The sequence below is a fragment of the Desulfosporosinus sp. Sb-LF genome, assembly GCF_004766055.1.
In the GTDB taxonomy this organism is placed as follows: Bacteria; Bacillota; Desulfitobacteriia; order Desulfitobacteriales; family Desulfitobacteriaceae; genus Desulfosporosinus.
In genome coordinates, this window is sequence record NZ_SPQR01000003.1 from 301,645 (window position 1) to 326,107 (window position 24,463).

Sequence of the window (24,463 nt, forward strand, 5' to 3'; positions counted from 1 at the left end):
TTATCGTACCGAATATTATTGTTCCACCCCACCGAGAGTCAACTTATTCAATGGTGAACACCCTATCAAGTCGTGTGCGTTTGATTAGATCATAGGGCAGCCCTTGAGCACCCGAAAGCACGAGCCTACCGTTTTTCTCCTTAGTGCGTTTATGAATCGTCACCATCGTCCCCAATCCTGAACTGTCTATGTAGATGAGCCCAGAAAGATTCATTCTTATATCGGTAACCCCTTGTTCTATAAGCTCAATTAACTCATCTCTAAGCAGTGAAGCATCGTGAACGTATATTTTATCCTTTAATAGAACCGTAGCATGATTGCCATTGACTGTAATCGAATGTTTCATGATATGTTCCTCTCCTCCTTTACTCAATCAATTTTGAATCTTGCAATTAGACTATGCAAGCTTTGGGCCATAGAACTGGCCTGTTCGGAACTTGCCGCTACAGTTTCGATGGTTGCTGTAGTTTCCTCAACAGCTGCAGATACCTCTTGAGCGTCATGACTTGTGCCTTCAATTTCATCAGCAACAACCTCGATTAGCTGTACTATCTTATCTGACGAGGCTACCTCATCGTTAGTAACCTTGGCAATTCCGTCAATATCGCTGACAGTTTCCGTTACAGCTAATAAAATGTTCTCCAGGGATTCCCCCGCTTTATTGACCTCTTCCACGCCTACTTCAACCTCGGCCAAACTTTCCTTCATAGCGACAACCGCACTATCGGTGTTTTCAGTAATCTTGGAAATAAGCTGTGAAATATTTCTGGCCTCGGCATTAGATTGTTCTGCCAATTTTCGAACTTCCTCCGCAACAACGGCAAAGCCTCTGCCTGACTCACCAGCCCGAGCTGCCTCGATAGCTGCATTAAGTGCCAGTAGATTAGTTTGTTGTGCAATGCCTGTGATTGTTTCATTAATCATCCCAATTTTTTGAGAGTATTCATTGAGGAGCGTGATCACTTTTTCCGCTTCCCTTGTCTTCTCATGGATCGTATTCATATTCTGCATTACCACGTTCACAGTAGCTTTTCCCGCTTTAGCAGCGTTGATGGAAATTTCCGATTTAGTACTGGCTGAAATAGCCTTATCTTTTGCTATTTGAATCAGAGCTGAAAGTTCGATGAGAACTTGTGACGTTTCCATACTTGAATTGGAGGCGTCTTCCATTGATTGAGCTACCTTTTGTATATTTTTAGAGACACTAGTTGTTGCTACCGCTACTTCCGTCGAAGAAGCAGCCATTTCCTCTGAAGCGGCTGAGAGTTCGACCGAGCTGGTCTTGACCGCTTTTACAATTTCTAATTGGGCAGCAATCATAGAATTAAACGATTCGCAAAGCTGACCAATTTCGTCCTTTGTTTTAACAGCTGCTTTTAACAGTAGATTTCCATTACTAGCCTCAGCCATCAAACCTTGCAACACCTTGATAGGCGCTGTAATTCTGTGGGCTGCAAAAAGTCCGATAACAATCCCCAAAATTGCTACTAAGACTGCTGCCAGAACGGACGCTTCCTTCGCTAGTTTCGTGGCGTTATTCGTATTATTCATTGCCAGGGCAATCGTATTGATTCGATAGCTCTTCGCCTCATCAATCTTTGCAAGCAAAGTACTGGCTTGCGGTGCTAATTCATTCATTGCAACTTCCACGGCTGCTTGTTTGTTGCCAGCCTTCAACAAAGGCATAAACTTGGTATTAACAATTTCAGTGTATTTTTGATCCAGCACTTTAGTATCCGTGGATAATTTACGCGAAGCTTCCGTTACTGCATCCCTGATGAGCTCATCTTCAAGCTTCACGTTCAACTCAGCTAATCGCTTATATTCATTCAGATATTGTTCCTTTCCATAGAGCAAATAAGCCCTAAGGTTGGAAGACTCTGCAACAGCATTATAAGCAATATCATTATTTACCTGCATTCTTGGAACCTTACCTTTAAGATCGTTGACATACACTTCCGCCTGAGTGCCCTCATGGATGGTGTAACCAAATCCCACTGACGCCACTAGAATTACTAAAATGAAGTAGGCTACCATTTTCTTTGCTAAAGTCATTTTCATTCATTGCCTAATTCTACACGAGTAGAATCAGATTCCCTCCTTGTAATTCTAGTTAAGCGGTTCTTGGAAAGCATTAAGAAGTAAAAACCTTAAAGTTTATTCTTGCTTTACCTACACCACCATAATTAGGAATTATCTATGCTAATATATTAAACAAAATTATCTTAATTCCTTTAAATTTTTAAAATTTATGAATCAATTCAAATACTTTACAACATATAGTATATCTTATCAAACGAACTCATTTTCTAAAGTAGTTGGAGTACGATTGATCGGTAATTTAACGGCGAATGTTGTACCATCAGAACCTGTTTCGATGCTACTATGTGCGCACCATCATTCTTCAGTATGGATTGAGCAAATGTACTCAGTTGTTTTCTTAGTTTGCCAGTCATAAACCAAGTTACCGCAAAAGGGACGAAGAAAATGACCGATAGTACTCCAGAAAAAACCAAAGAATATCTGAATACACTCTCATACACATCATCCGTTTTGATATTAGCCCATACATGACCGATTAAATTATCACTCACACTAAATGGAATTGTCACAGAGATAACCTTTTTGCGATTCCACCAAACTGAGGTGTAGTCCTCTTCAATGAATTCGAGCTTACCACTTTTGTAGGAATTGAAATATGGATAATTCCTTGGGATACTTTGTAGCATCGAAGGTTCGAAATTGGGTGCCTTTGCCACCACTGAATCAAACCTTGCATCATAATATCCAATTCCGTAGTTCGGATATTGTGCAGAAATTTCATTAAATAAAGGTTGCAAAATTAGGTTTAGAGCTATTACTTTTTCAGTGGAAGAGGCTTTTGTATCATCGGCTTGCAAAATAATATCTCTGTAAAAAGTTTTGAGATCGATATTTAGGCGCATCGCTTCTGACATGACTTCAAGCCGTCGTTCGCTCAATTTATATTTTAAAGCCGTGTAGTAAAATCCGAAGGACATAATTATAGTCATTAGTATCAAAAGATAAGCAATGACAAGGTATGTAGTTTTTAACATACCTAATCTACGAATCTTGTTTCTAAATAAGCAAAATAATCCCCCTCATAAAATTACAAGTTGAATACTTATTTCAACATAAAGGAATTTATTCCTGCCTTATTTTCAGTTTATTTGAAAATATGTCCATTCAACCCTATCTTCCTCTTAATCTGTAATAATTTGTATATAAACTCCCAAACCTCTATCCTTCTTTTTCCTAAAACTGTTTTGGAACAATAGTATGTTCTAACACTTTAAAAATAGCAAATTTAATATTGCTAAGTGCCATGATAATATTCTAATGTTAGGGAAAAATGTCTGACAAGCTAAAACATAGTAACAACGAAGCATGATCAGTCATAATAAGACTAAAGTACTTTTAATTATGGAAGGGTATTCCATGTTTTGTGTTGAACTGTTAACTCACAAATTCTTTATTTGGAGGTTTGAGATATGAAAAACCGTACTTTAATTGCAAGCCCACTTGATGAGGAAGGACTTTGGTTAGCAGAGATACCTGAAGTTAAAGGTTGTAAAACACAAGGAAAGGATCTCCTAGAGGTAATCCAAAGAGCAGAAGAGTTGAGAGAAGCACTTGATACAATTAACGGACTTCAATTTATGGAGGAGGAGCAAACAGAGGATGAGCAAGAGAAGAACGACTTCAATGTTCTAGGGTACTTTGTATCACATAAGAATAAATCAAATGGATCTATTTGCTCTGATATCAGTGAAGTGTTAGGGATTATCGAGGAATTTGACAATGCAGTAGATAGAGGTAATAAGGCATTTAGAAGACACTTAGGGATTATGATGACTCATTTATCTCTGGAGATTTCTACCCTTAGTATTGGCCCTTGGACTATACAGTGTAAATCTATGAAAAGACAACTGGACACCGCGCCCAAATGGGATGGATGGAAGGATAAATGGAATGGTGACGAGGAAACGGCCTAACTGCGCCATGTTCCTGAATCTGGATCATTTCCAAATTGATTGCCCTATTGTCCCAAAATACGAATATACAAAAGCCCCAAGCCGTTAGGCTTGGGGCTTTTGTATATTCGTATTACTTTCTATCCGGGTGTTAGAGCCATTTCTTTCGTTTTAATACTATAACTATTATCGATACTAGGATGAGTATTAAAGCGTAGAGTACGTACATCCCATACTGATTATGAATTAATGGCATCCACTCGAAGTTCATTCCAAAGAAACTGGTCAATATGTTAATAGGTAATAATACCGTAGCTAAGATGGTTAGAAATTTCATTATGTCGTTTGATTTATTATCCACAGATGCCTGATATGCTTCTCTGAGATTTTCCATTAGCTCTACTAGTTGCCTTGCGTTATCCAGTTCACGCTGCACATTCATCATAAGCTCGTTCCATAGCGGAGTATCTTGTTTAGTACGAATATATATAGACAAATGCTCATTGATTTGCCTCTTGAATTTTATAGCTTTTCTATGTAGTTTAATAATCCTCATCTGTTGAGACTTGTTTGGGTTTTCTAAAATTTCTTCTTCCAGTGCATCCATAGACGACTCTAAGGCTTCGATTTTGTTTTGGATTGTTTCCAAAGCTTCAAATCCAATGAGACACAATATATCGTGTACAGTTTGGATCAGTTTTCCTGATTTCCAGCTCTCTATCTTTCGGTCTAACTTGCTATTCTTGTGAAACAAAAACAAATCATTGACCATTAAGATCTTAGCCTGGAAAAGATCATCTTTAAGGTTCACGAAGAATGTTAAATCATTTAACTGCTTTGAAAAGCTTTTGTTTGATCTAATATCATTTAACTGCTTAAAGCTAATTTCATCTATTTTTTGTAAGGAATGCTCTAGGTAACTATTAACCTCTTTCCAGGAATCGAAATCTATCATTTTTATTTCCATGGAAAAAATCTCCCATCTTAAACCACAACACGATTGACTCCTTGCACTTCGTTCACACTCCTGGAAGATATGCTTTCTAATAGGTCATACGAAAGTCTTGCCCAATCAGCCGTCAGAGCACTTCACTGGTGACTGCTCTGAGTTATAATGGAATACTCGCGCAGGTACGGCCATCTCCCAGTAAGCCTTTATGCGAAGGCTTACTGGTTAAGAAGTTTTCGTATTTGTAGGTTATGAAGTTATCGTTTACCTAAAAAGGATGATTCAACATTGTTTTCCTTTAAGCTATTGACTTGATCAATGGCTTTTTCTCTATTCAATCCATTTTTCGTCCTCATTTACCAACTCATAATCTAAATCAGTAGCCGATAAAGACAAAAACAGGTGGTTACGATGCCACCAAAAAATGGCTGAAATCATAACCACCTACCAAATACTCAAACACGCTTAAACCCTTATGAATCCTGCATTCTCAAGGATTCCTTCCTATTCCCACTCAATCGTCCCAGGAGGTTTCGAGGTAATATCATAAACAACACGATTGACTCCCTGCACCTCGTTTACAATCCTCGAAGATATGCTTTGCAGGAGTTCATAAGGAAGCTTTGCCCAATCAGCTGTCATAGCATCTTCACTCGTGACTGCTCTCAGGATAATGGGATACTCATAGGTACGACCATCCCCCATCACTCCGACGCTCTTGATTGAGGGGAGAACAGCAAAACTTTGCCACAAATCACGGTACATTCCTGAACGACGAATTTCTTCTAAAATGATAGCATCCGCTTCCCGTAAAATGTCCAGTTTCTCACGAGTTACTTCTCCGAGAATACGGATCGCCAGACCTGGTCCTGGGAACGGTTGACGCCAGACGATCTCCTCACTCATCCCCAATTCCATTCCTAGTTCACGCACTTCATCTTTGAAGAGCATCCGCAATGGCTCGATTAGTTCAAATTCTATATCCTCTGGCAAACCACCGACATTATGATGACTCTTAATCGTTTCCGCTGTTTCCGTGCCACTCTCGACGATATCTGGATAAAGAGTCCCTTGTACTAAGAAATCAACCTTGCCAATCTTCAGCGCTTCTACTTCAAAAACACGGATAAACTCATTGCCAATTGCCTTGCGTTTCGTTTCGGGATCAGATACCCCTGCAATTTTTTGCATAAAACGTTCATGCACATCGACAAACACTAGATTAAGTTGGAACTGCTCTGTAAAAATTTTCTTGACCTGTTCAGCCTCATTTTTGCGCATAAATCCGTGGTCCACAAAAACACAGGTTAACTGATCTCCTACTGCTCGATGTACCAAAGCCGCCGCTACGGAAGAATCAACTCCCCCGCTCAATGCACAGAGGATACGCCCAGTTCCGACTTTGGCTCGGATTTCAGCAACTTGCAACTCAATAAAGGACTCCATGGTCCAGTCCCCAACACATTTACAAATATCGAAAAGAAACTTTTCTAACATTGCTTGTCCATCTGGAGTGTGTTTAACTTCTGGATGAAATTGAACACCATAAAAATGTCGCTCGACATTCATCATCGCTGCAACTGGAGTATGTGCCGTCTGAGCTGCTACCACAAAGCCCTCTGGAAGCGTCTTAACAGAGTCACCGTGGCTCATCCAACAAGGACGTTCTCCACCCAGGCCTTCCCATAAAGCTGTGGCAGTATTAACTGACATCATCGCTTTCCCATATTCGCTAGCTTCTGGGTGTTCGATGCATCCCCCCAATTGTTCAGCCATCAGCTGCATACCATAGCATATTCCCAGTATAGGAATCCCTAAATTATAAATTTCCGGGTCTACCTTGGGCGCGTTCGGTTGATTGACACTAGCCGGACCACCCGAGAAGATAATGCCCTTTGGTCGACGGAGCCTAATTTCCTCGACCGAAGTCTTATAGGAAATCATTTCAGAATACACATGGGCCTCACGAACACGGCGAGCAATAAGTTGATTGTACTGTCCACCAAAATCCAATACCAAAACGACTTCCTGTGTCACTATTTATCATCACCATTTCCTATTATATTTAAAAATAAATCATCAAATTATTTCTTAGATAATCTCATAGGCTTCCTGTTTTAACACACCAACATAGGGCAGATTGCGATATTCTTCGTTGAAGTCCAAACCATACCCCACTACAAATTCATCGGGAATCGAAAATCCATTGTAGTCTGGAAAAACATCTGCTTGACGTCGAGCTGCTTTGTCTAATAAGGTAACCACCTTCACGCTCAAGGGATTTCGCGCTTTTAGGTTCTCCTTTAAGTATTTTAGCGTCAATCCTGTATCCACGATATCCTCAGCGATCAAAATATGCACATCTTCGACACTACGTTCTAAATCTTTGAGAATTCGCACCACGCCAGAAGATTGCGTTGACGCCCCATAGCTAGATAGTGCCATAAAGTCATACGCCAAAGGCAATTTGATCTCTCGGATGAGGTCCGCCATAAAAGGAACTGCACCTTTCAGAATTCCGAGAACCAAAATTTTCTTTCCTTCGTAATCTCTAGTTATTTGAGCCCCTAGTTCAGCAACGCGTTTTGAAAGATCTTCTCGTGAGATTAAAACCTTCTCAATATATTCTTCCATTCAGGACCCCTCCAGTATTCAAACATTCTAAAACTTATTACAAAACTATATCAGAGGCTCGTCCTTTGTGCAAACGCTTTTATAAATCAATTATGGTTTAAACATAAAATAGAATTTAAAGTTAAAAATAAAGAGGAAGGATATAACCCGTTACTGGGTATAATCCCACCTCGTTCCACTTCTAAATATTAGGTGTTTGTATAGTAAGCTTCTTTCCAATATCCTTAAACTCAAGTGTCATCGTCATGGGGTCGGACTTAGCTTTATTTTTCGCTTCGATCGTGGCTTTGACGAGCGTTTTATCGGACTTACGAATATAAAGCGTATACTGGAAATCGGTCCAAAATGCCTCCATCATTTGATTCTGAACACTAGGTTTTAAATGACATACCCATACCCTATCTCCATTGACTTTCTCCTGGCCGCTAAGCATCACCTCTCCAAGTTCTTTCATTTGTAGCGAAGACAAAGGGTTTAACTCCGCCAGAAAGACTTCCTGAGCTGCTGGAGCATTGGCATACCGGATCCACTTCTTGCTGAAGGGGTCTTTGTTATAGGTTGAATCTCCGACTTGGATAATCTCGACTTCGCTGCCGACCAGCTGCCCTAAGATTCGAGTGTTCCCACCATCCTTTTCTCCTAGAATCTGAGTGAGTACGCGATCTTTTCCCTCGACCCATTGATGTTGGGTTAGACTGTAGCGAAAAGAGGTCGCTCCGTTCAATCGTTCTAAGCCTTGTGTCACCAAATTAGTGGGGTCTGGTTGCCAAAAATACCTTCCTAAGAGTCCCCCTATCAACACGATGCTGATTCCGATAAGTAACCATAATCCTCTTTTCTTCATCTCATGCCCCCCTGGCGGAGTTCTTACCCTACTAATATGTGTTATTAGCTTGCCCTATTCCACTTGGTGTACCAAATGTATTCTAAGTTAACACCAAACATCCAGCTACTGTCAGAAATAATGATACACATTTACGCAGGATAAAAAGACCCGAGCCGATGAATGATAGACATAACCGTTTATTTCGGAATGTGAGGTTGAGTCAATGGATGACAAATTAATTTTTCGCCTTAAAGAATTCTATACCTTAGAAACGTTTCAGGTAGCTTTTTACGAAACGCAGGTTTCAGCATCGACCGACGAATACTATAACAAGGCATTCGAAAAAATGGTCCAAATTGAAAGAGGCCACGCGGATTTTTTCGCCCAAGTTTTAGAAAAGGCACAAATCGAGGTCCCCACCTTTGTAGGATCGATATTTAAATTAGCTGGAAATTTTGTCGGTGAAATGGTAGGCTCCACTGGCCCTGATAATACTTGCAAGCTAGGCGTAGCCCTGGAAAACAAGGCAATAGAAACGTATCGAACCTTTATTATGGAGAGTAAAAGTAAGCATTACACTGAACTTCGGACGACACTCATGGAATATCTTCTTGATGAAGAATTTCATACACTATGGCTTAGTGACTACATGACCCATCGTATACCGGCAGAGAGACAATCGAATCGTTGATCGGATTATCTCGTCACATCCAAAATCGCCAAAAGAAAGAGGCTTTTCACAAGTTCAGCGAACTATGAAAAGCCTCTTTCTACATCTCATCTAAAACTAGATATTACCCATTATAAAACAAGTCCTCATAATATTTTTATTTACCATATTGTTACATATATTCCACACTATGCATAGTATACACCATCTCTTAATAAAGGAGGAAATGCAAATGGCATTCGGTGGTGTTGATGGAGTGGCTTGCGGAGCAGGTCATGGCTTAGGAGCTGGAATCGCAGCCGTAGTGGTAATTATTCTACTTCTTATCGCAATGGGAATTGTATTCTAATTTGAAAGGAGGAAATTAAATGTACGGAATGGGTTATGGTGGGGCATGTTGTCCTACCCCTGTCGCTCCAGTTGCCCCAGTCGCTGCTTATGGCGTTGGTCGTGGCGTAGGTGTTGGTATCATTGCAGTAGCGATTCTGATTCTTATTGCTTTAGGGGTTATATTCTAAAGAACTATTATTAAAAAGGCTATCATCTGAAAAGGTGGTAGCCTTTAAACGTCACCAACTTACACGAGGTTCCGTTACATTTTATAAAATAAAAAGTACCTTATTGGACAAACAAACTAACATATATTATATGTGTGAAGCAAGCCTAACGTCCTGCAGCTCTTTCTTCTGTTTTTGATCTTATAGGCTCTTGTCTTAGATCAATTTCATGCTAGACGAACAGACGAAGATGTATGATAGGTTTTCAGTGATCTAATAGGACAAGCGTTAGCCCTTGGTATGACAACCAGGGGCTTCAACTATACAGGATTTTCCTCTTACTTCATTTGTTATCATAAACCATATTACCATTCCATTTAAAAAACCCCCGCGTCCAGAGGTCTTTTGCGCAATGTCCCATGGGCCTTGGCCATTCATTATTGCCCTATGAACATCCAACGGACATGCTAAATAGACTATCTCAAGAACCCTTTCATTCTTATGTGAGCCTACTATGGGGGCTGAATGTATGATTATAGGGACTCGGCCTAGGTATTTTGCACCTAGGCGTTTTTTTATTTTACATTGACCCTGGTATTCTCTTATTACCCCGCATCATATGACCAAACGTCTTAAACGCTTTGCTCTCTTGATAATGCTCAATTAGTAGTGTATCATCCTTACATCTCTCTCCACCCTAATGGCTGCAGTTAGGACAGTTAGCCTTGTCTGTTGGATCTAACGTATTATAGTGACAATACTTAGGATTGTCCAAGGTAGTCACTGCCTTTGAGAGAATAAAGAAAGGATGTGGATTTCTCCACGCCTCGCTTAATATCTTTTTGCTTACAAATTTTAACGTGTATCTTTACGTTTGAAATAACAAAAACTAGATTTGTTAATACAAAAGCATGAGGAGGTAATCTAAATGATGAGAATGAATAAAAGCAAATACAGTTTAATGGAGCCACGTTGGTTAGCCCTCCACGTTCTTGGCATTGCGGGTGCAGTTTGGCTGGGTAAGGCTTGGGGAGATGCTGACGAATAAGATAAGAACCTGCCGTCCGAAAGGGCGGCTCTTTATTTGTGCAATAGAAAGGCGCCCCTTTCGGAACAGCTTTGATAATATTACTATTTTTAACCATTTTCAGCCCTGAAGGTTGGACATAAAATGGACATCATTTTTGTGTATTTTGACCAAATACTGAATTAAGTGCATAAAGCTTATTATCGCAAACCTTAAAGCCTTTGTATGAATCTCCCACACTGCCTTTCGGCGTACCCAACTTGGCTGTCTATTCGTTGCCACGTTTCAGGTCTTGATCCAAATCTAAGTTCAATAATCTTTCGTTCATTCCGAGCCTAAAGCGTGGTGCGTTCAATTCTTACCAGTACTTTTTGGACATTTATCAATGCTGAGCATTAACCCCCCCCCTTTGCGTTTTGTGCATCCGGAGCATCAGGATATATCGGTTAATAGATTTCTCATGATTGCCCCTAGCTCGAGTAAATCTTTGATTTTTGAACATTTGGTTCGTTTTATCCTCAGCCCTGAACTTAATATCTCTGCCCATCTCGTCTTCCTCTCTACCCTGTAACACTTGTCTCCTGTCGTTCATAAGCTAACCCGAGGTGGTGAAACGACAGTGTTATTGAGTTGCCCTAATTGCCAGAGTATGGACCACTTAAGTAAGTGGATTCAATACACGGCTGAAACCCTGAAAATGAACATTATTCCAGCCGCAAAAAACCCTGTTTATGTCTGCCCAAAATGCTTAAATGTATCGATTAGCACAAACCTTGCGCGCATAGACCATTAGCATTCAGCTTAGTAATCACTCAAAATGGGATGTCATCGTCTAGGTAACTTCATGCCCGAGCGAACTTTCCGAACTCTTCCGACTTCCACCGCGTAACCCAACGCTTTTGCCCACCTTGTCCCGTATATATTCAATCTGAATACGTACATCCAGTGCCGCCATTTCCCCTTAGCGAGATAATTTGAAACAAAGCTGGCAAGCAGTCCTTACACCACACAGTAAATGAAGTCTCCCTCTCGTTCTCTCTGAACATTTTTAAAGTTTCGATCGATTGCTAGCCTAAGGAATACCCTGATATTTTTGGGGAAAGATTAACTTATCTTTATTGATTGTGAGGGACGAATTGTGCAACTTGAGTTTCAAAGGAATCTTGGCGTAAAGGATCGGGCCATTCGCATTGTAATTGGGTTAGTTCTATTAAGTTTAGTTATGATGCGTATCGCCCAGGGTTGGATGTACCCCGCTGCTATTTACCTTGCTGGTATTATCATTTTCGAGGCTACGATAGGCTACTGAATTGTTTATGACATAATGGGTTGGTCAACCCATGAGCGAATTGATCTACATTAACTTTGATCACACACTTGAACAAGGGGATTGGGGATGTGCCTAATGTCTGGAAGGCTAAAGATTGAAATAGTTGATGATAAAAATTTACTTCAAGTCTATGAATCAGCACCTTGAAAACTTACCTTTATGATGTGTCCCGACGATCCTAAGGATGAAACTTTTCTCGAGATTTACACGGATGTATCTGAGTTCTGGTCGTTACTTAAGCGACTGCTTGAACTAAGCAATGGCTTTAACGGCCCTTCGGTTGAGCTGCTCGGTAAGACTAAAAATACGTAATATGCATACAAAAGCAATGAAGTAAGAGGCTTCTCGAAGTTCAGCAAACGATTTTACAATAGGGGAAAACCTATAGTATAGAAGGATTTATAGAATTCATGTAGTGCTTAAGATGTAGTATTTTTTATTATTATATGCCTCCGTGGTCTTTTTGTGGTCAAGCTATACGAGATAGAGCTTGGGTTCGGTTATGTTTGATGCACTCAGCGACCTCTCTCCATATAAATATCTAACTGCTTTCAGACTTTCTACTTGGACATAATAGAATAGAAATGGCAGATAGGGCTTCTTTGAGAAATAAAGCCCCTCACTAGGATGGATGGAGGGAGAGAGTATGTAAATACTATCGATAATAAATGTACGGGATAATGATTTTGGTAAAAATCAACATTATTAGATTACCTTAATAAGGAGCAATCTAACAGCATAAAGGGGGTTTTAAAATGTTAAGGTTATTTATGAAATTAACAGATTCGTTACAAAAGATTGGCAAGATGAAGGACTCAATTACAATTGGACTTCTAGGAGGTTTAATGGGGGCAATCTTTATGGATATATCTAATCTGTTAATATTTAAGGCAGGAAAAACAGAAACTTTATATGGACATATTGCTGGTGGATTATTTGTAGCTCCTTTCAGAACAAAACAAAGGAAGAATTTTATTTTAGGTGAAATAACACATTTAGCAATAGGTTCAATTTGGGGAATTCCATTAACTTATATCTTAAGAAAAACTGGAAAGGATCATCATTTACTTAAAGGTGCGCTTATTTCGGCACTTTCTCTAGGTAGTCTTATAGGTGGGCAAAAATTTGGTGTATTAAAGAAGTTCGGTCTGACAAAGACGTTTTACTCTGCTATATGGAACCATCTTGTTTATGGGTTAGTTTCAGCACAGGCCATAACCTTGTTAGCAGATCCAACAATATTTGCATCACCTAAAGAAACCAATAATGAGCCGTACAGACAAGTTAAGTCAGCGGCAAGTTATCCATATTCATTCAGGTATAGTAATGAGTTTGATCAATCACAACCCCATCATGCAGGACATTAATTAGATGCCTATGGAATTTCTATGCTAAACGACAGGATAATAAAATCCCGGCATAAGAAGGCAACTAAGGCCCCAGCATTATGCTGGGGCCTTAGTTGCCTTCTTATGCCGATTGTGAACCACATCAACCCCGGGTGCAGGGTCTTTTGTGGCTACTACCGGTGCAATCAGATCGGGAGCTTGATAACTTAACGACACACATACACCATCAAGGCAGCCGTCCGAAACGGCGTACAGCAGGCCCAATCGGGGTTGATTGAATCAGTGAGGTAAATCCAGAAGTCAGTCTAAGAAATAAAAAAGGCGAAGGAATAGACGTATCAATAAGCTCTTAGTTCAAGGCTAAGGGCTATTTTATTGTCCGCTTGAGGGCTTTTTTATAAAGGATGATCCAAGCTAGCCTTTACTTGTTTCTTAAAATATTAGGGTGTATTAAACTTTAGAATAGATATTTAGACCTTTAAGACATATCATGAATTATACGTATTTCTGTCTCTATGCAAAGCTTTTCCACATACTTTTTAACTAAGTCAACATTGGTCAGTGCACCGGGGTGGTAATTGTTGGGAGGAAGAAGAGATGCTGGTTAAAAAAATGCTTGCTGCATTTAAAAGTAATTCAAAGGTATTAAAAATGATAAATCCGGACCCTAGCTCAACCAATATAATAACAAGAAGAACTTTCCTAAAAACATTTATCGGGGCGGCTGCAGGTTTTCACTTTTTTGGTCTTTTCTCATTAAAAAATGATACAGAGCTAGTACGTCATCAACCAGCTTTAGTTATTGCGGACGAAGTCCAATCTCCCCAGCCTCAGCCTATAATTAATAAGCCCTTTATTAATGCATTTAATCACATAGAAACCCCTACCTATGATCGTTCTGGTCAAGCAGTTCATCCGAGCGTAATCGATTTCAAAACAGAGTATGGTATTGAAACTTGGGGAGAATTCCGTTATTGGATGGTCTTTACCCCTTATCCCAACTTCAATAGTGCTTTTGAAAATCCTAGCCTTTTGGTCAGCAAGGATGGATTAACCTGGATTGACCCACCAAACATTAAAAATCCGTTAGCCCTAAAGCCGCTAGGCTCCTTAAACGGTAACTATAATTCTGACCCGGAGTTGGTTTATGACCCGGATCAAAATACATTAATCCTATACTGGCGCGAATATAGCGGGAATGTTTTTGAAAAAATTTGGGTTAAAAAAATTAGTTCCGATTATAAGCAAAGCGACAAAATCCTCTGTTTTGAAAAAGCTTGGGACTACAAAAAAACAGGTTTAGTTCTATCCCCGACGGTTTGGAGAAAAAGTGCAAATGAGTGGTATATGTGGACTACTGACGGAAATTTGACAATGCATTTATATGCTTCGACAGATGGTATAACATGGAGTTCAGGACAACCTTGTAGTGTTCCTTGGGATACATGGAATGGCGGGTATATTCCTTGGCATATTGCAGCTAAGCCTAATCCCATTAAACAAACAATTGATTTTTTAGTTGCTGGATGGCCTAAACAAGGAACGATTAAAGACTGTCAATTGCTCTATGCAACCGCACCGATGTCACAACCGAAAGAAATTACAATGCCACTTCTGGGATCATTACTTGTAGCCGGTGCCAGTGATCAATGGGACAATGGTTACATTTACCGAAGCAGTTTTGTTCTGGAACCTGGAGATGCTCCTAAATTTCGCATCTGGTATTCTGCCTGCTCGAAGGAAAAAGCTTGGCATATTGGCTATACAGAAGGAACCTTGGATAATATTACGTCAAACACTCAACAAACCTAAAGAGAGCATCGTTAACATTAACCGTATACTTATTTAAGAAATAAAAAAGGAGAGCAGCTAAGCTCTCCTTCAGCGTGTCATCATAGACACCGAAGTTAATCCACGGCGTCTATGATGTGATCCAACAATTCCCTGGTCTCCACGCCTATGTAATTATATAGTTTATCAAAAGTTTCCATGCCAACATTTTTCGCACTTCCATGATACGTCGCGGTTTGAACTGCATAACGCGGTTGCATGGAAGCAAAAATATCTACCATAATAGGATAGTTACTATACAAGTAATACACACCAACAATTTCAGCTAGAATCGCGCACACAATAATATATCCAAATATTGTTGGTTTGATTAGATCCTTCCACACACTATAAACAACCATAACGCTCTCACCTCAACGTTTAGCCTGCCCCTCCCCCCTACATCTTATACAGATACCTAGGGCACAGGAGAAGGGCCCCCACCGTTTTGAACGATGAGGGGAACGAATGTAAATAGAGGATGTATATAGAAAGTCAATAGACAATACATGCCAGCTTATGAACTCAGCACATGGATATAATAAGACCCAGAATAGTAAATAAACGTCTTGAAGAAATAAAACCGCCAACTTGCAAGAAGTTCGTTCCATTTAAAATAAAAAAAGGAGAGCTCAATTGCTCTCCTTTTCTCACATCTATACGAGCCACTCAGCCTATTTATGAACTCTAATTTTTTGGCCAGGATAAATCAGATGCGGATTCTTAATGTGTGGATTCAAGGAAATCAGATGATGAACGTGTGTCCTGTGATGTCTAGCTATATGATGCAGAGTTTCACCTTTGCGTACATGATGATACATACTATAAACCCCCTCTTTTTGACTACACTCCAGATTATGCCAAAGATGATTTCTTAGTGCTTGTGCAAAAAATAAAAAAAGTCCCTCCGGCCATAAAACGGAAGGACTAAATGATGTCGACATATTATACTATATATTTACATATTTGTGTCAAATAGTATTTTGGCAATTTATTACTTCTTGATATCTTGAGCAAATATAAAGGGCCTAGCATTGCTACAATGATCTCAACGTTGGTATTATCATGCAGTGCAAGTTCATAAGCAGACTTTATTGAGTCAAATTCTGTTTGTCTAGTTGCTTCAGCCGAATCGAATTCCGCCTCCCACTCTGCGACCTTAGCCTCTATGATAGGGACATAGTTTGAACTCAACACCCCTGCTCCATTGTCCAGTATAAAACATGTCTATATGCACACCACAAAAACAATGAAGAAAGAGGCTTTCCAAAAGTTCAGTAAACTCATGAAAAGCCTCTAACCAGAAGCCATACCTTTATCAGGTATGGATATCCTTTATTCCATTGCGTTACCTTTTCGTTATCTTTGGGGATAGTATAGGGTTCAAGCAAGGCCTAAACCCTTGGTATACGCGGGTTTTTTGACATCTATTACATCATGCCGCCCATTCCGCCCATGCCACCCATTCCAGGCATGCCAGCAGCTCCGCCATCTTTTGATGGAATGTCGGAAACCAAACACTCAGTGGTTAGGAGCATAGCAGCGATGGAACCTGCATTTTGCAGGGCCGAACGTGTGACTTTCGCTGGGTCAACAATACCAGCGGCAATCATGTCTTCATACACTTCAGTTAGTGCATTGAAGCCAGTGCCTCTTGCAGAGGAACGAACTTTCTCAACGACGACAGAACCTTCGTGACCAGCGTTGTTGGCAATTTGACGGAGGGGCTCTTCGAGAGCACGACGAATGATATCAACACCCGTTTTCTCGTCACCAACTAGGTTGAGTTGATCCAGAGCGTGAACGGCATCAACCAAAGTCGTACCACCGCCGGAAACAATTCCTTCTTCAACAGCGGCACGGGTCGCAGCGAGGGCATCTTCAATGCGGAGTTTTTTCTCCTTCATTTCTGTTTCAGTTGCTGCACCGACTTGAATAACCGCAACACCGCCGGCTAATTTTGCTAAACGTTCTTGGAGCTTCTCACGATCAAAGTCTGACGTGGTATCTTCGACTTGTCTTTTAATAGCTTCTACACGTTTCTTGATGTCCTCTGTATTACCAGATCCTTCAATGAGCGTGGTTTCTTCTTTAGTGACACGAACTTGACGGGATCGTCCCAGCATATCAATGGTGGTGTTTTCCAGTTTTAAGCCAAGATCCTCAGTGATGACTGTTCCACCTGTGAGTACGGCAATATCTTCAAGCATCGCTTTACGGCGATCGCCAAAGCCTGGTGCTTTCACTCCAACACATACGAACGTTCCGCGAAGCTTATTGACAACGAGGGTTGCCAGTGCTTCCCCATCAATGTCTTCAGCAATGATCATCAATTGTCGACCCGCTTGTACTACTTTTTCCAACACTGGTAAGACATCTTGAATTGCACTAATCTTCTTGTCTGTAATCAGGATGAAAGGATCATTAAGTATAGCTTCCATTTTTTCAGTATCAGTAATCATGTAAGGAGAAATATATCCGCGGTCAAATTGCATTCCTTCAACCACTTCGAGTTCGGTCGTCATACCTTTAGCTTCTTCAACCGTGATTACGCCGTCTTTACCGACTTTCTCCATGGCCTGAGCAATAAGTTGGCCAATATTATTGTCGCTGGCAGAGATCGAGGCTACTTGAGCAATGGCCTCACTTGTCTCAACGAGTTTTGCATTAGCTTTGATGTCTGCAACAACAGCTTCGACTGCTAGCTCAATCCCACGCTTAATGCCCATTGGATTTGCACCAGCTGCGACATTCTTAAGACCTTCACGAATGATGGCTTGTGCCAAAACAGTCGCCGTCGTTGTCCCGTCTCCGGCCACATCATTAGTTTTGGTAGCCACTTCTTTAACAAGTTGTGCTCCCATATTTTCAAACGGATCTTCTAATTCGATGTCACGGGCAATTGTTACACCGTCGTTCGTAATCAGAGGAGATCCGAATTTTTTGTCAAGGACTACATTCCGACCTTTAGGTCCTAGGGTTACACGAACAGCTTCAGCAAGAGCATTGACACCACGTTCTAGAGCGTGACGTGCATCTTGATTGAAAATAATTTGTTTTGCCAACGTATATTCACTCCTTAAAATTTAAATTTAATGAACTAGCCAATAATTGCTAAAATATCTGCTTCTTTCAGGATTAAGTATTCTTCACCATCGTACTTTACTTCGGTACCTGCATATTTGGAATAAATTACACGATCACTTACTTTAACATCAAGGGCTAGGCGAGTACCCTTTTCCATTTTACCAGGACCTACAGCAACAACTTCGCCTTCTTGTGGCTTTTCCTTAGCGGTATCCGGCATTATAATTCCGCTCTTAGTTTTTTCTTCCATTGGGAGTGCTTTAATGATCACCCGGTCTGCGAGAGGTTTAATGTTCATGAAGAAAGTCCCTCCTTAATGTTTTGTTAAATATCTGTTAGCACTCGCCTCAATTGAGTGCTAACAATATATCTATAATAATATGCAAGGGGCTGCGGGAAAGCAACCCCCCATATACTCCAAAAACAAGCAAATAACTATAACTTCCTCTAGAAATCGAGTCTTTGCTTACTATTTTAGGCCCGTTAGATATTTAATACTCACAAGGCCCCCTCCCAGACGCATTCGTACTTCGTCTAACACTATAGTTACCAGATTGTTGCCCTTCTATGCATACCTATTCTTTTAAAATTAACTTTAATTGTCTCTCAGATATTTCTTCGCACATAGATCCTAACGCTTTCTGAACCGTAACATTCTGCAAATTAAGCAGATATATTTTGGTTTTGCCAATTTTTAGTTTTGGATCTGAATGCTCTCTCTCAATGAGCATAATTTCTTTTATCGTGTACCGGATAAATTCTTTTACCTGTGGAATAGATCGTCCCAGTGATTCCGTCAAGGCGGCCCTGGCCTTTGTTGACGCAACGTAGGGTAGGCGAATCTGAAGATTTCCTAAAACTCGAATCCCTTGTTCCAGATCTTGCTCTGGATGATACTCCGCTTCGTGCTTTTCATTGAGGACCCACTGTAAAAGATCATCTCCTTCACAATAAGGGTGCAGCGACTGATGAACACTTCCTGCTATTCCTATCACCTTTACATCCTTACCCCAAGCTCGAACTTTTCTTAAGAGTGAAAGAAAATCTCCATCCCCCGTAAGCAACAAAAATAGGTCAAACGTTGCCGCCCGTGTGAGCAAAATTTCCTGAGCTTCAAGCATCAACTCCAAATCAGCGGCATTATGGCGAAGTCCGGTACTAGAGTAATTGTTCTTTCCAAAGACATGACGTGTAAAGACATTCGTTTTCTCAAACGTCGTTTGTGTTCTCCAAAACTCCTCTCGGTCGAAGTTGGCGTAAAGATAGATGGCCAATAAATCTGCCTGTATATTCGTGCAATAGAACCGAATAAATTCTACTAACTCCTCTGGCGTTAATTCATACCCTCGTTCCAGTAACCCTGTCCAAATGTTTTCGTAATCTACAAATGCGATGGCTTTCAATTTGTTCACCTCACAAGCCACTTCTCTTTAATACCATCCTACGCAGAACTAAGACAAACGTGACAAGCTACCTCTAAAAAGGAGTATAAAAGGTTCGAGTTCTAGCCTGTTTTCAGATACGTCTTACAGTAATGAAGAATTGGAAGATCCTATGAAAATGTAATATTCCTTGGGATTAAATGGAAATCCCAAAACAAAGAGAGGGCTGTAACAAACTGGCAATAATTTTTGTTACAACCCCTTATATCTCATTAACTTTATAGACGACATTTGACTGACTTAACCTCACTTGAGAGTAAATTAACATCCCTGCAGAACCTTTTTTTGTACTTAAACGTTATATAGTAGTCGCTAATTATGTTTTAACGGAGTTGCACATTCACTGGCTTCCCCCTTGAGAATTTGGATTCCATGGGGAATTGCTGCAGCAATTGCGGCGAAGCATTCACGTACCGCTTTAGGACTACCTGGCATATTAATAATAAGCGTTCGTTTCCGAAGGACTGCTATCGCCCTGCTTAGCATAGCCTTAGGTGTCACTTTTAGGCTTTCCATCCGCATCACTTCAGCAATACCCGGCACCATCCGATCTGCCACTGCTAACGTGGCCTCTGGCGTGACATCGCGCATTGAAAATCCTGTTCCACCCGTTGTCAAGATCAAATCTAAGCAAAGTTCATCAGCCCATTGGCGCATCGTTTCTTCAAGCTTAGTTTGGTCGTCTGGGAGCACAACATATTCAATAACCTCCCCGCCGATGCCCTCAACAAGCTTAGCAAGAGTTGGGCCGGATAGATCCTCCCGTTCTCCACGCGAACCCTTGTCACTTGCTGTAATCACTCCCACTCGAAGCATTAATCCATCACCTCGATGCTATCTCCAACGCGAACAGGTCCACCTTCCAACAACCGAATAAAGATTCCCTCTTTCGGCATTACACAGTCCCCAGCCTGGTAAAAGATCGCGCATTTCGTATGGCACTCCTTGCCAATTTGTGTGACCTCCCCAACACTTGTTTCCCCAATCTTAAGCTTTGTTCCAATAGGAAGAGTGAATAATTCGATTCCTTCAGTCGTCAAGTTCTCCGCAAAATCTCCCGGTCCTACATTTAATCCTTTATCCTGCATAGTTTTGATACTCTCCATCGCTAGTAAGCTAACCATGCGATGCCAATCCCCTCCATGGGCATCTCCTTCAAGGCCAAAGTTAACTTTTAGAATCCCTTCACCTACATTTTTCTTGCGCATACCTTTTCGTTCACTTGTGCAAACAGCAATTATTTTACCCATGTTAATACCTTCTTTCATTCAAAACTATTCTACTTTCCTACTAGTTCTTTTAACATAAAACCTTATCGCGACTTATGCAGTTAATCATAGATAAGAAATTACAAAGTTATACTAAACTATTTAGTTGAACTTGATCGATCATCGAATAAAATGGCCACTTTTACCCCCCGATTTTTCCACGAGATAGATTTCTCCGATTGTCATTGTTTTATCGATCGCTTTACACATATCATAGATTGTTAAAGCTGCAACACTTACAGCCGTTAGGGCTTCCATCTCCACGCCAGTCTTTCCATGAACCTTCACACGGGCTTCAATCTCTACCTCACCCGGTTCAATAAGCTTGAACTTAAGTTTCGCCCCCGTAATCGCCAACGGGTGACACATAGGAATTAACTGAGACGTTTGCTTTGCTGCCATGATCCCCGCAACTTGGGCCACTGCCAATACGTCTCCTTTAGCGATTTGGCCTGATCGAATACGCTCCAATGTATCCGGCTTCATCAGCACTTTTCCATGAGCAACCGCGATACGGGCTGTTTCAGCCTTGTCACTGACGTCCACCATACGAGCGCGTCCTTCTTCATCAAAATGCGTTAAATCCATGCTTCACCCTCCGATTTGTGACATTACGCGTTCACCTTGCCATGCTTCGTCATTCATATGATGCTCCGCTGGTTTATGCCATATTGCCTTTGCAAAGCGATCGAGGATCATTGCATCCGTGCTTCCATTTCGCAAACTTGTTCGCAAATCCACTTCATGTTTGCTATGTAAACAAGGTCTAAGCTTTCCGTCTGCTGTTAATCGCACACGGTTGCACGTACCACAAAAATGGCGGCTCATGGCACTAATAAAACCGATACTTCCTTTAAAACCATTTGGACGGAAATATTCCGCAGGCCCTCCACCAGTAATGTCTTGTGTTGGATGGTATTCCTGGATTTCTAAAAGTTCTTTCATTTCCTGGATGGAGACAAAATCGTTTCGATGCTCTGAACTAATTCCAATCGGCATAAGTTCGATGAAACGAATATGAAGCGGATATTGTTTAGCTAACGTCAAGAAGTTCGGTAACTCGTCCGTATTAAACCCACGAACAACTACCACATTAATTTTAACAGGATTGAGACCCGCTTCAAGCGAACGAAAAATCCCTTGGATTACACTGGATACATCACCCCCACGGGCATTATCACGAAAACGTTCCGGATCCATCGTATCTAAACTGATATTGACGCGGTGTACTCCAGCAGCTTTCAGATCGAAGGCCATTTCCGGAAGTAGCATACCGTTGGTTGTCAGCATGAGATCCTCAACCCCTGGAAGTTGAGCTCCCTCACGTAAAAAGTCTAAAATTCCTTTCCGAACTAATGGTTCTCCCCCCGTTATACGAAAACGGCGAAATCCTAATTGTATACTTATCTTCATGAGCCGCAGTATTTCTTCAAACGAAAGAATGGAGTCATGTGGCATCCACTGTATTCCTTCCACTGGCATACAGTATTTACAGCGTAAATTACAACGATCCGTCACTGAGATTCGTAGATAGTCAATTTGTCTAAGAAATTGATCCTGCATTGCGACGCCTCATTTCAAGATTAAATTTTTGCAAATAAAAAAACCCGCGGTCTGTAAACAACCGGGGAATTTTATTCCACCTGCCGACAGACTCCTTTCCAACAGGAGATATTACAGTTTCCCATAATACCCGAGTGCCTTTAAGACACCAGTCTGGTCACCATAGCTTATGCGTTAGGGGATCCAGTTTCGGAGCGATGACGATTCAATTTAATCTGTTAATGATTAATTCGTTATAAAGAGCGGAATTCCTTTTTCTATTCAAATACATTTTATCTTTTTATTAAAAAACAATTCAGGTTCCTCTGAAAATATTGTAAACTAGAAGAAAGAAATGTTTATGGGAGGTTTATATGCCAAACGAAACGGTTACCCTTTCCATTCTTAAAGCAAACGGGCCACTACTCGAAAATATGGAAGACGCAGTAGTTCGAGAAGTTCCCTTAACCATTCACTACAACCGTGAAGAGATTGCGACGCTTTTATGCTCCCCTTCCCAAACTGAAGAACTCACCCTCGGATTTTTACTGAATGAAGGATTTATCCGTGTACCTGAAGACGTCTATGAGCTGCGCCACGATCCTTTAGACCACTTGGTTTGGGTGGAAGGAAAACCATGTCTGTTGCAAAAAGAACTCATGAGCAAACGATTTGTTTCCGCCTGTTGTGGCAAAAGTAGAGCCTCCTTTTGCTTTGCAAATGATGTCCTGATGGTTAAACCGCTTACATCGAACCTACGCATACCACTCCAGGTAGCCTATGATTATGCTAAGTTTTTGCAGTCCTATCTTCCGCTCTTTCAAGAAACCGGCGGAATACACAGTGGCGGAGTGGGCTCTCAGGGCAATGTACTCCTAACAAGCTATGATATCGGCAGACATAATGTCTTTGATAAACTTAGTGGCAAGGCCTTTCAATCAAACTTAAATCTTGAAAACCATGTAATTTTCTTCAGTGGCCGAGTCTCTTCCGAAATACTACTCAAAGTTGCCAAAATGAAGGTGCCCATTCTCATTGCCCGTGGTGCACCTACGGACATGGCCCTCTCTCAAGCTACCGCTCTAAATATCACCGTTGTGGGGTTTGCCAGAGAGCAACGCCTTAATATTTATACCTGCCCTGAGCGAATTCTTCGCTGATAATTTCGCTTTTCACGGTTTGAAGTCGAATCTCGCTTAGGTACCTAAACGAGTCCAGTTAATAAGCACATTGAGTTTAATAGTCATTTGATGTAAGTGTCCTTTTTCGTTTAAGGATAGCAGTCCATTCTTCAGGTGTATTCACGTTACAGAAGACGTCGCTCAAATTTGAAAAGGCTTCTAGTTCCGTTTCTCCCACATATTTCACTGAACAAGCTTGATAAAAATCAATAATCTTGAGGCAACCTGCCTCGAGATTATTTTTGATTGCGGGAAGGCAACGTCGATGATAAAAGGCGTGTAGTGGGTGGAGGCCGAATTGAAGCCGTGGAACAACAACATCATACTCCGGAATCCATTTTGCCAAAAAGCGGATGGGATCTACTTCTAAAAATGGCATATCACAGGCCACGAAAAAAACCTTATCATAGGTCGCCGCTTTTAAACCCTGATAAAGACCTTCTAAAGGGCCTCGGCCAAGAATCTCATCTAAAATGACCGGTACTTCATAGCCTGCATACAGTTCAGGCTTATTGCTGCTAATCAAAACTTCTGCAAATACTCCTTGTAAGACAGTTAAACTCCGCTCCACTAAAGGCTTGCCCTCCAGTTCAAGGAAGGCCTTATCTTTATTCATTCGTGAGCTTTTCCCACCGGCTAATAAAATCCCGGTAGCGTTCAACATTGGAAGTTGCTCCTTGGGTTTCTGTAGTGACTTAGTAATTTTTGAAGACCTCCTCGTATTCAGCAGACGAGAAGCGTGTCCGAATCCGTTCTTAATAATAGTTACGGGACTCTGATCGCATCGGTCACTTTTCATTTTTCATATACCTTAATGTACCACATCAAACTTTTAC

26 protein-coding genes, 1 pseudogene and 1 riboswitch are annotated in these 24,463 nt (G+C 40.9%); of the genes and pseudogenes, 7 read left to right on the top strand and 20 right to left on the bottom strand.

Annotation, left to right across the window (positions count from 1 at the left end; genetic code table 11):
* Window positions 1-43: 43 nt before the first annotated feature.
* From E4K68_RS06040 to E4K68_RS06050, 3 genes are all read right to left on the bottom strand, one after another.
* Window positions 44-346 carry an STAS domain-containing protein gene (locus E4K68_RS06040; protein ID WP_135378052.1) on the bottom strand — a complete coding sequence of 101 codons (303 nt, stop codon included), beginning with the start codon at window positions 344-346 and terminating at the stop codon, window positions 44-46.
* 23 nt (window positions 347-369) lie between these two features.
* Window positions 370-2,061: a methyl-accepting chemotaxis protein gene (locus tag E4K68_RS06045; protein ID WP_135378053.1), complete on the bottom strand. Its 1,692-nt coding sequence runs from the start codon at window positions 2,059-2,061 to the stop codon at window positions 370-372.
* Window positions 2,062-2,309: 248 nt separating this feature from the next.
* On the bottom strand, window positions 2,310-3,077 hold the full coding sequence (locus tag E4K68_RS06050) for a hypothetical protein (protein ID WP_158291367.1): 768 nt from the start codon (window positions 3,075-3,077) through the stop codon (window positions 2,310-2,312).
* 435 nt (window positions 3,078-3,512) lie between these two features.
* Here E4K68_RS06050 and E4K68_RS06055 point away from each other — a divergent pair, with 435 nt between their 5' ends.
* Window positions 3,513-4,016 (top strand): type II toxin-antitoxin system HicB family antitoxin, encoded by a 504-nt coding sequence (locus tag E4K68_RS06055; protein ID WP_135378055.1) that lies wholly within the window; start codon window positions 3,513-3,515, stop codon window positions 4,014-4,016.
* A 130-nt stretch (window positions 4,017-4,146) separates the two neighbouring features.
* Here E4K68_RS06055 and E4K68_RS06060 read toward each other — a convergent pair whose 3' ends face one another.
* The 4 genes from E4K68_RS06060 to E4K68_RS06080 form a co-directional block, all read right to left on the bottom strand.
* On the bottom strand, window positions 4,147-4,962 hold the full coding sequence (locus E4K68_RS06060) for a CorA family divalent cation transporter (RefSeq protein ID WP_135378056.1): 816 nt from the start codon (window positions 4,960-4,962) through the stop codon (window positions 4,147-4,149).
* Window positions 4,963-5,448: 486 nt separating this feature from the next.
* On the bottom strand, window positions 5,449-6,981 hold the full coding sequence (guaA, locus tag E4K68_RS06070) for a glutamine-hydrolyzing GMP synthase (RefSeq protein WP_135378057.1): 1,533 nt from the start codon (window positions 6,979-6,981) through the stop codon (window positions 5,449-5,451).
* Window positions 6,982-7,035: 54 nt separating this feature from the next.
* Window positions 7,036-7,578, bottom strand: a complete 543-nt coding sequence (gene hpt / locus E4K68_RS06075; RefSeq protein WP_135378058.1) for a hypoxanthine phosphoribosyltransferase — start codon at window positions 7,576-7,578, stop codon at window positions 7,036-7,038.
* 181 nt (window positions 7,579-7,759) lie between these two features.
* A complete protein-coding gene (locus tag E4K68_RS06080; protein ID WP_135378059.1) occupies window positions 7,760-8,422 on the bottom strand; it encodes a hypothetical protein in 663 nt (220 codons plus the stop codon).
* A gap of 205 nt (window positions 8,423-8,627) precedes the next feature.
* On the opposite strand from E4K68_RS06080, the gene E4K68_RS06085 reads away from it, so the two are divergent.
* Entirely contained in the window at window positions 8,628-9,095 is a 468-nt protein-coding gene (locus E4K68_RS06085; RefSeq protein WP_135378060.1) for a ferritin-like domain-containing protein, read from the top strand.
* A gap of 347 nt (window positions 9,096-9,442) precedes the next feature.
* Window positions 9,443-9,592, top strand: a complete 150-nt coding sequence (locus E4K68_RS20590) for a hypothetical protein (protein WP_199241697.1) — start codon at window positions 9,443-9,445, stop codon at window positions 9,590-9,592.
* Window positions 9,593-10,980: 1,388 nt separating this feature from the next.
* On the opposite strand, the gene E4K68_RS06090 is transcribed toward E4K68_RS20590, so the two are convergent.
* Window positions 10,981-11,190, bottom strand: coding sequence for a hypothetical protein (locus E4K68_RS06090; RefSeq protein ID WP_135378061.1), 210 nt, complete (start codon window positions 11,188-11,190; stop codon window positions 10,981-10,983).
* A 250-nt stretch (window positions 11,191-11,440) separates the two neighbouring features.
* Window positions 11,441-11,669: pseudogene (locus tag E4K68_RS21610) on the bottom strand (single-stranded DNA-binding protein); the annotation flags it as partial.
* A 67-nt stretch (window positions 11,670-11,736) separates the two neighbouring features.
* Between E4K68_RS21610 and E4K68_RS06095 the strand changes: the two are divergent.
* Window positions 11,737-11,907, top strand: coding sequence for a DUF2892 domain-containing protein (locus E4K68_RS06095; protein WP_158291369.1), 171 nt, complete (start codon window positions 11,737-11,739; stop codon window positions 11,905-11,907).
* A gap of 776 nt (window positions 11,908-12,683) precedes the next feature.
* Window positions 12,684-13,295: a hypothetical protein gene (locus tag E4K68_RS06105; protein WP_135378063.1), complete on the top strand. Its 612-nt coding sequence runs from the start codon at window positions 12,684-12,686 to the stop codon at window positions 13,293-13,295.
* A 78-nt stretch (window positions 13,296-13,373) separates the two neighbouring features.
* Here E4K68_RS06105 and E4K68_RS20280 read toward each other — a convergent pair whose 3' ends face one another.
* Window positions 13,374-13,541 carry a hypothetical protein gene (locus E4K68_RS20280; protein ID WP_158291370.1) on the bottom strand — a complete coding sequence of 56 codons (168 nt, stop codon included), beginning with the start codon at window positions 13,539-13,541 and terminating at the stop codon, window positions 13,374-13,376.
* 333 nt (window positions 13,542-13,874) lie between these two features.
* Between E4K68_RS20280 and E4K68_RS06110 the strand changes: the two genes are divergently transcribed.
* Window positions 13,875-15,089: a hypothetical protein gene (locus tag E4K68_RS06110; RefSeq protein WP_135378064.1), complete on the top strand. Its 1,215-nt coding sequence runs from the start codon at window positions 13,875-13,877 to the stop codon at window positions 15,087-15,089.
* A 95-nt stretch (window positions 15,090-15,184) separates the two neighbouring features.
* Here E4K68_RS06110 and E4K68_RS06115 read toward each other — a convergent pair whose 3' ends face one another.
* The 9 genes from E4K68_RS06115 to moaA all read right to left on the bottom strand — a co-directional run bounded on the left by E4K68_RS06115 (window position 15,185) and on the right by moaA (window position 22,467).
* A complete protein-coding gene (locus E4K68_RS06115; RefSeq protein ID WP_199241698.1) occupies window positions 15,185-15,454 on the bottom strand; it encodes a hypothetical protein in 270 nt (89 codons plus the stop codon).
* A 327-nt stretch (window positions 15,455-15,781) separates the two neighbouring features.
* Window positions 15,782-16,051, bottom strand: a complete 270-nt coding sequence (locus tag E4K68_RS21615; RefSeq protein ID WP_348982837.1) for a LysM domain-containing protein — start codon at window positions 16,049-16,051, stop codon at window positions 15,782-15,784.
* Between the two features lie 486 nt (window positions 16,052-16,537).
* Window positions 16,538-18,172: a chaperonin GroEL gene (gene groL, locus E4K68_RS06125; protein ID WP_135378067.1), complete on the bottom strand. Its 1,635-nt coding sequence runs from the start codon at window positions 18,170-18,172 to the stop codon at window positions 16,538-16,540.
* A gap of 35 nt (window positions 18,173-18,207) precedes the next feature.
* Window positions 18,208-18,492, bottom strand: coding sequence for a co-chaperone GroES (gene groES, locus E4K68_RS06130; protein ID WP_135378068.1), 285 nt, complete (start codon window positions 18,490-18,492; stop codon window positions 18,208-18,210).
* Window positions 18,493-18,769: 277 nt separating this feature from the next.
* A complete protein-coding gene (locus E4K68_RS06135) occupies window positions 18,770-19,597 on the bottom strand; it encodes an NYN domain-containing protein (protein ID WP_135378136.1) in 828 nt (275 codons plus the stop codon).
* A 351-nt stretch (window positions 19,598-19,948) separates the two neighbouring features.
* Window positions 19,949-20,452, bottom strand: a complete 504-nt coding sequence (gene mog, locus E4K68_RS06140; RefSeq protein ID WP_135378069.1) for a molybdopterin adenylyltransferase — start codon at window positions 20,450-20,452, stop codon at window positions 19,949-19,951.
* Complete coding sequence (locus tag E4K68_RS06145) at window positions 20,452-20,886, bottom strand: MOSC domain-containing protein (RefSeq protein ID WP_135378070.1); 435 nt, start codon at window positions 20,884-20,886, stop codon at window positions 20,452-20,454. Before E4K68_RS06145 ends, mog begins: the two co-directional genes overlap by 1 nt.
* Before the next feature lie 138 nt (window positions 20,887-21,024).
* On the bottom strand, window positions 21,025-21,492 hold the full coding sequence (gene moaC, locus E4K68_RS06150; protein ID WP_135378071.1) for a cyclic pyranopterin monophosphate synthase MoaC: 468 nt from the start codon (window positions 21,490-21,492) through the stop codon (window positions 21,025-21,027).
* A 3-nt stretch (window positions 21,493-21,495) separates the two neighbouring features.
* On the bottom strand, window positions 21,496-22,467 hold the full coding sequence (gene moaA / locus E4K68_RS06155; RefSeq protein ID WP_135378072.1) for a GTP 3',8-cyclase MoaA: 972 nt from the start codon (window positions 22,465-22,467) through the stop codon (window positions 21,496-21,498).
* 73 nt (window positions 22,468-22,540) lie between these two features.
* Window positions 22,541-22,674, bottom strand: a riboswitch (molybdenum cofactor riboswitch).
* Between the two features lie 146 nt (window positions 22,675-22,820).
* Here moaA and fdhD point away from each other — a divergent pair.
* Window positions 22,821-23,606 carry a formate dehydrogenase accessory sulfurtransferase FdhD gene (fdhD, locus tag E4K68_RS06160; RefSeq protein ID WP_135378073.1) on the top strand — a complete coding sequence of 262 codons (786 nt, stop codon included), beginning with the start codon at window positions 22,821-22,823 and terminating at the stop codon, window positions 23,604-23,606.
* 76 nt (window positions 23,607-23,682) lie between these two features.
* Here fdhD and E4K68_RS06165 read toward each other — a convergent pair whose 3' ends face one another.
* On the bottom strand, window positions 23,683-24,291 hold the full coding sequence (locus E4K68_RS06165) for a molybdenum cofactor guanylyltransferase (protein WP_348982838.1): 609 nt from the start codon (window positions 24,289-24,291) through the stop codon (window positions 23,683-23,685).
* Window positions 24,292-24,463 lie beyond the last annotated feature (172 nt).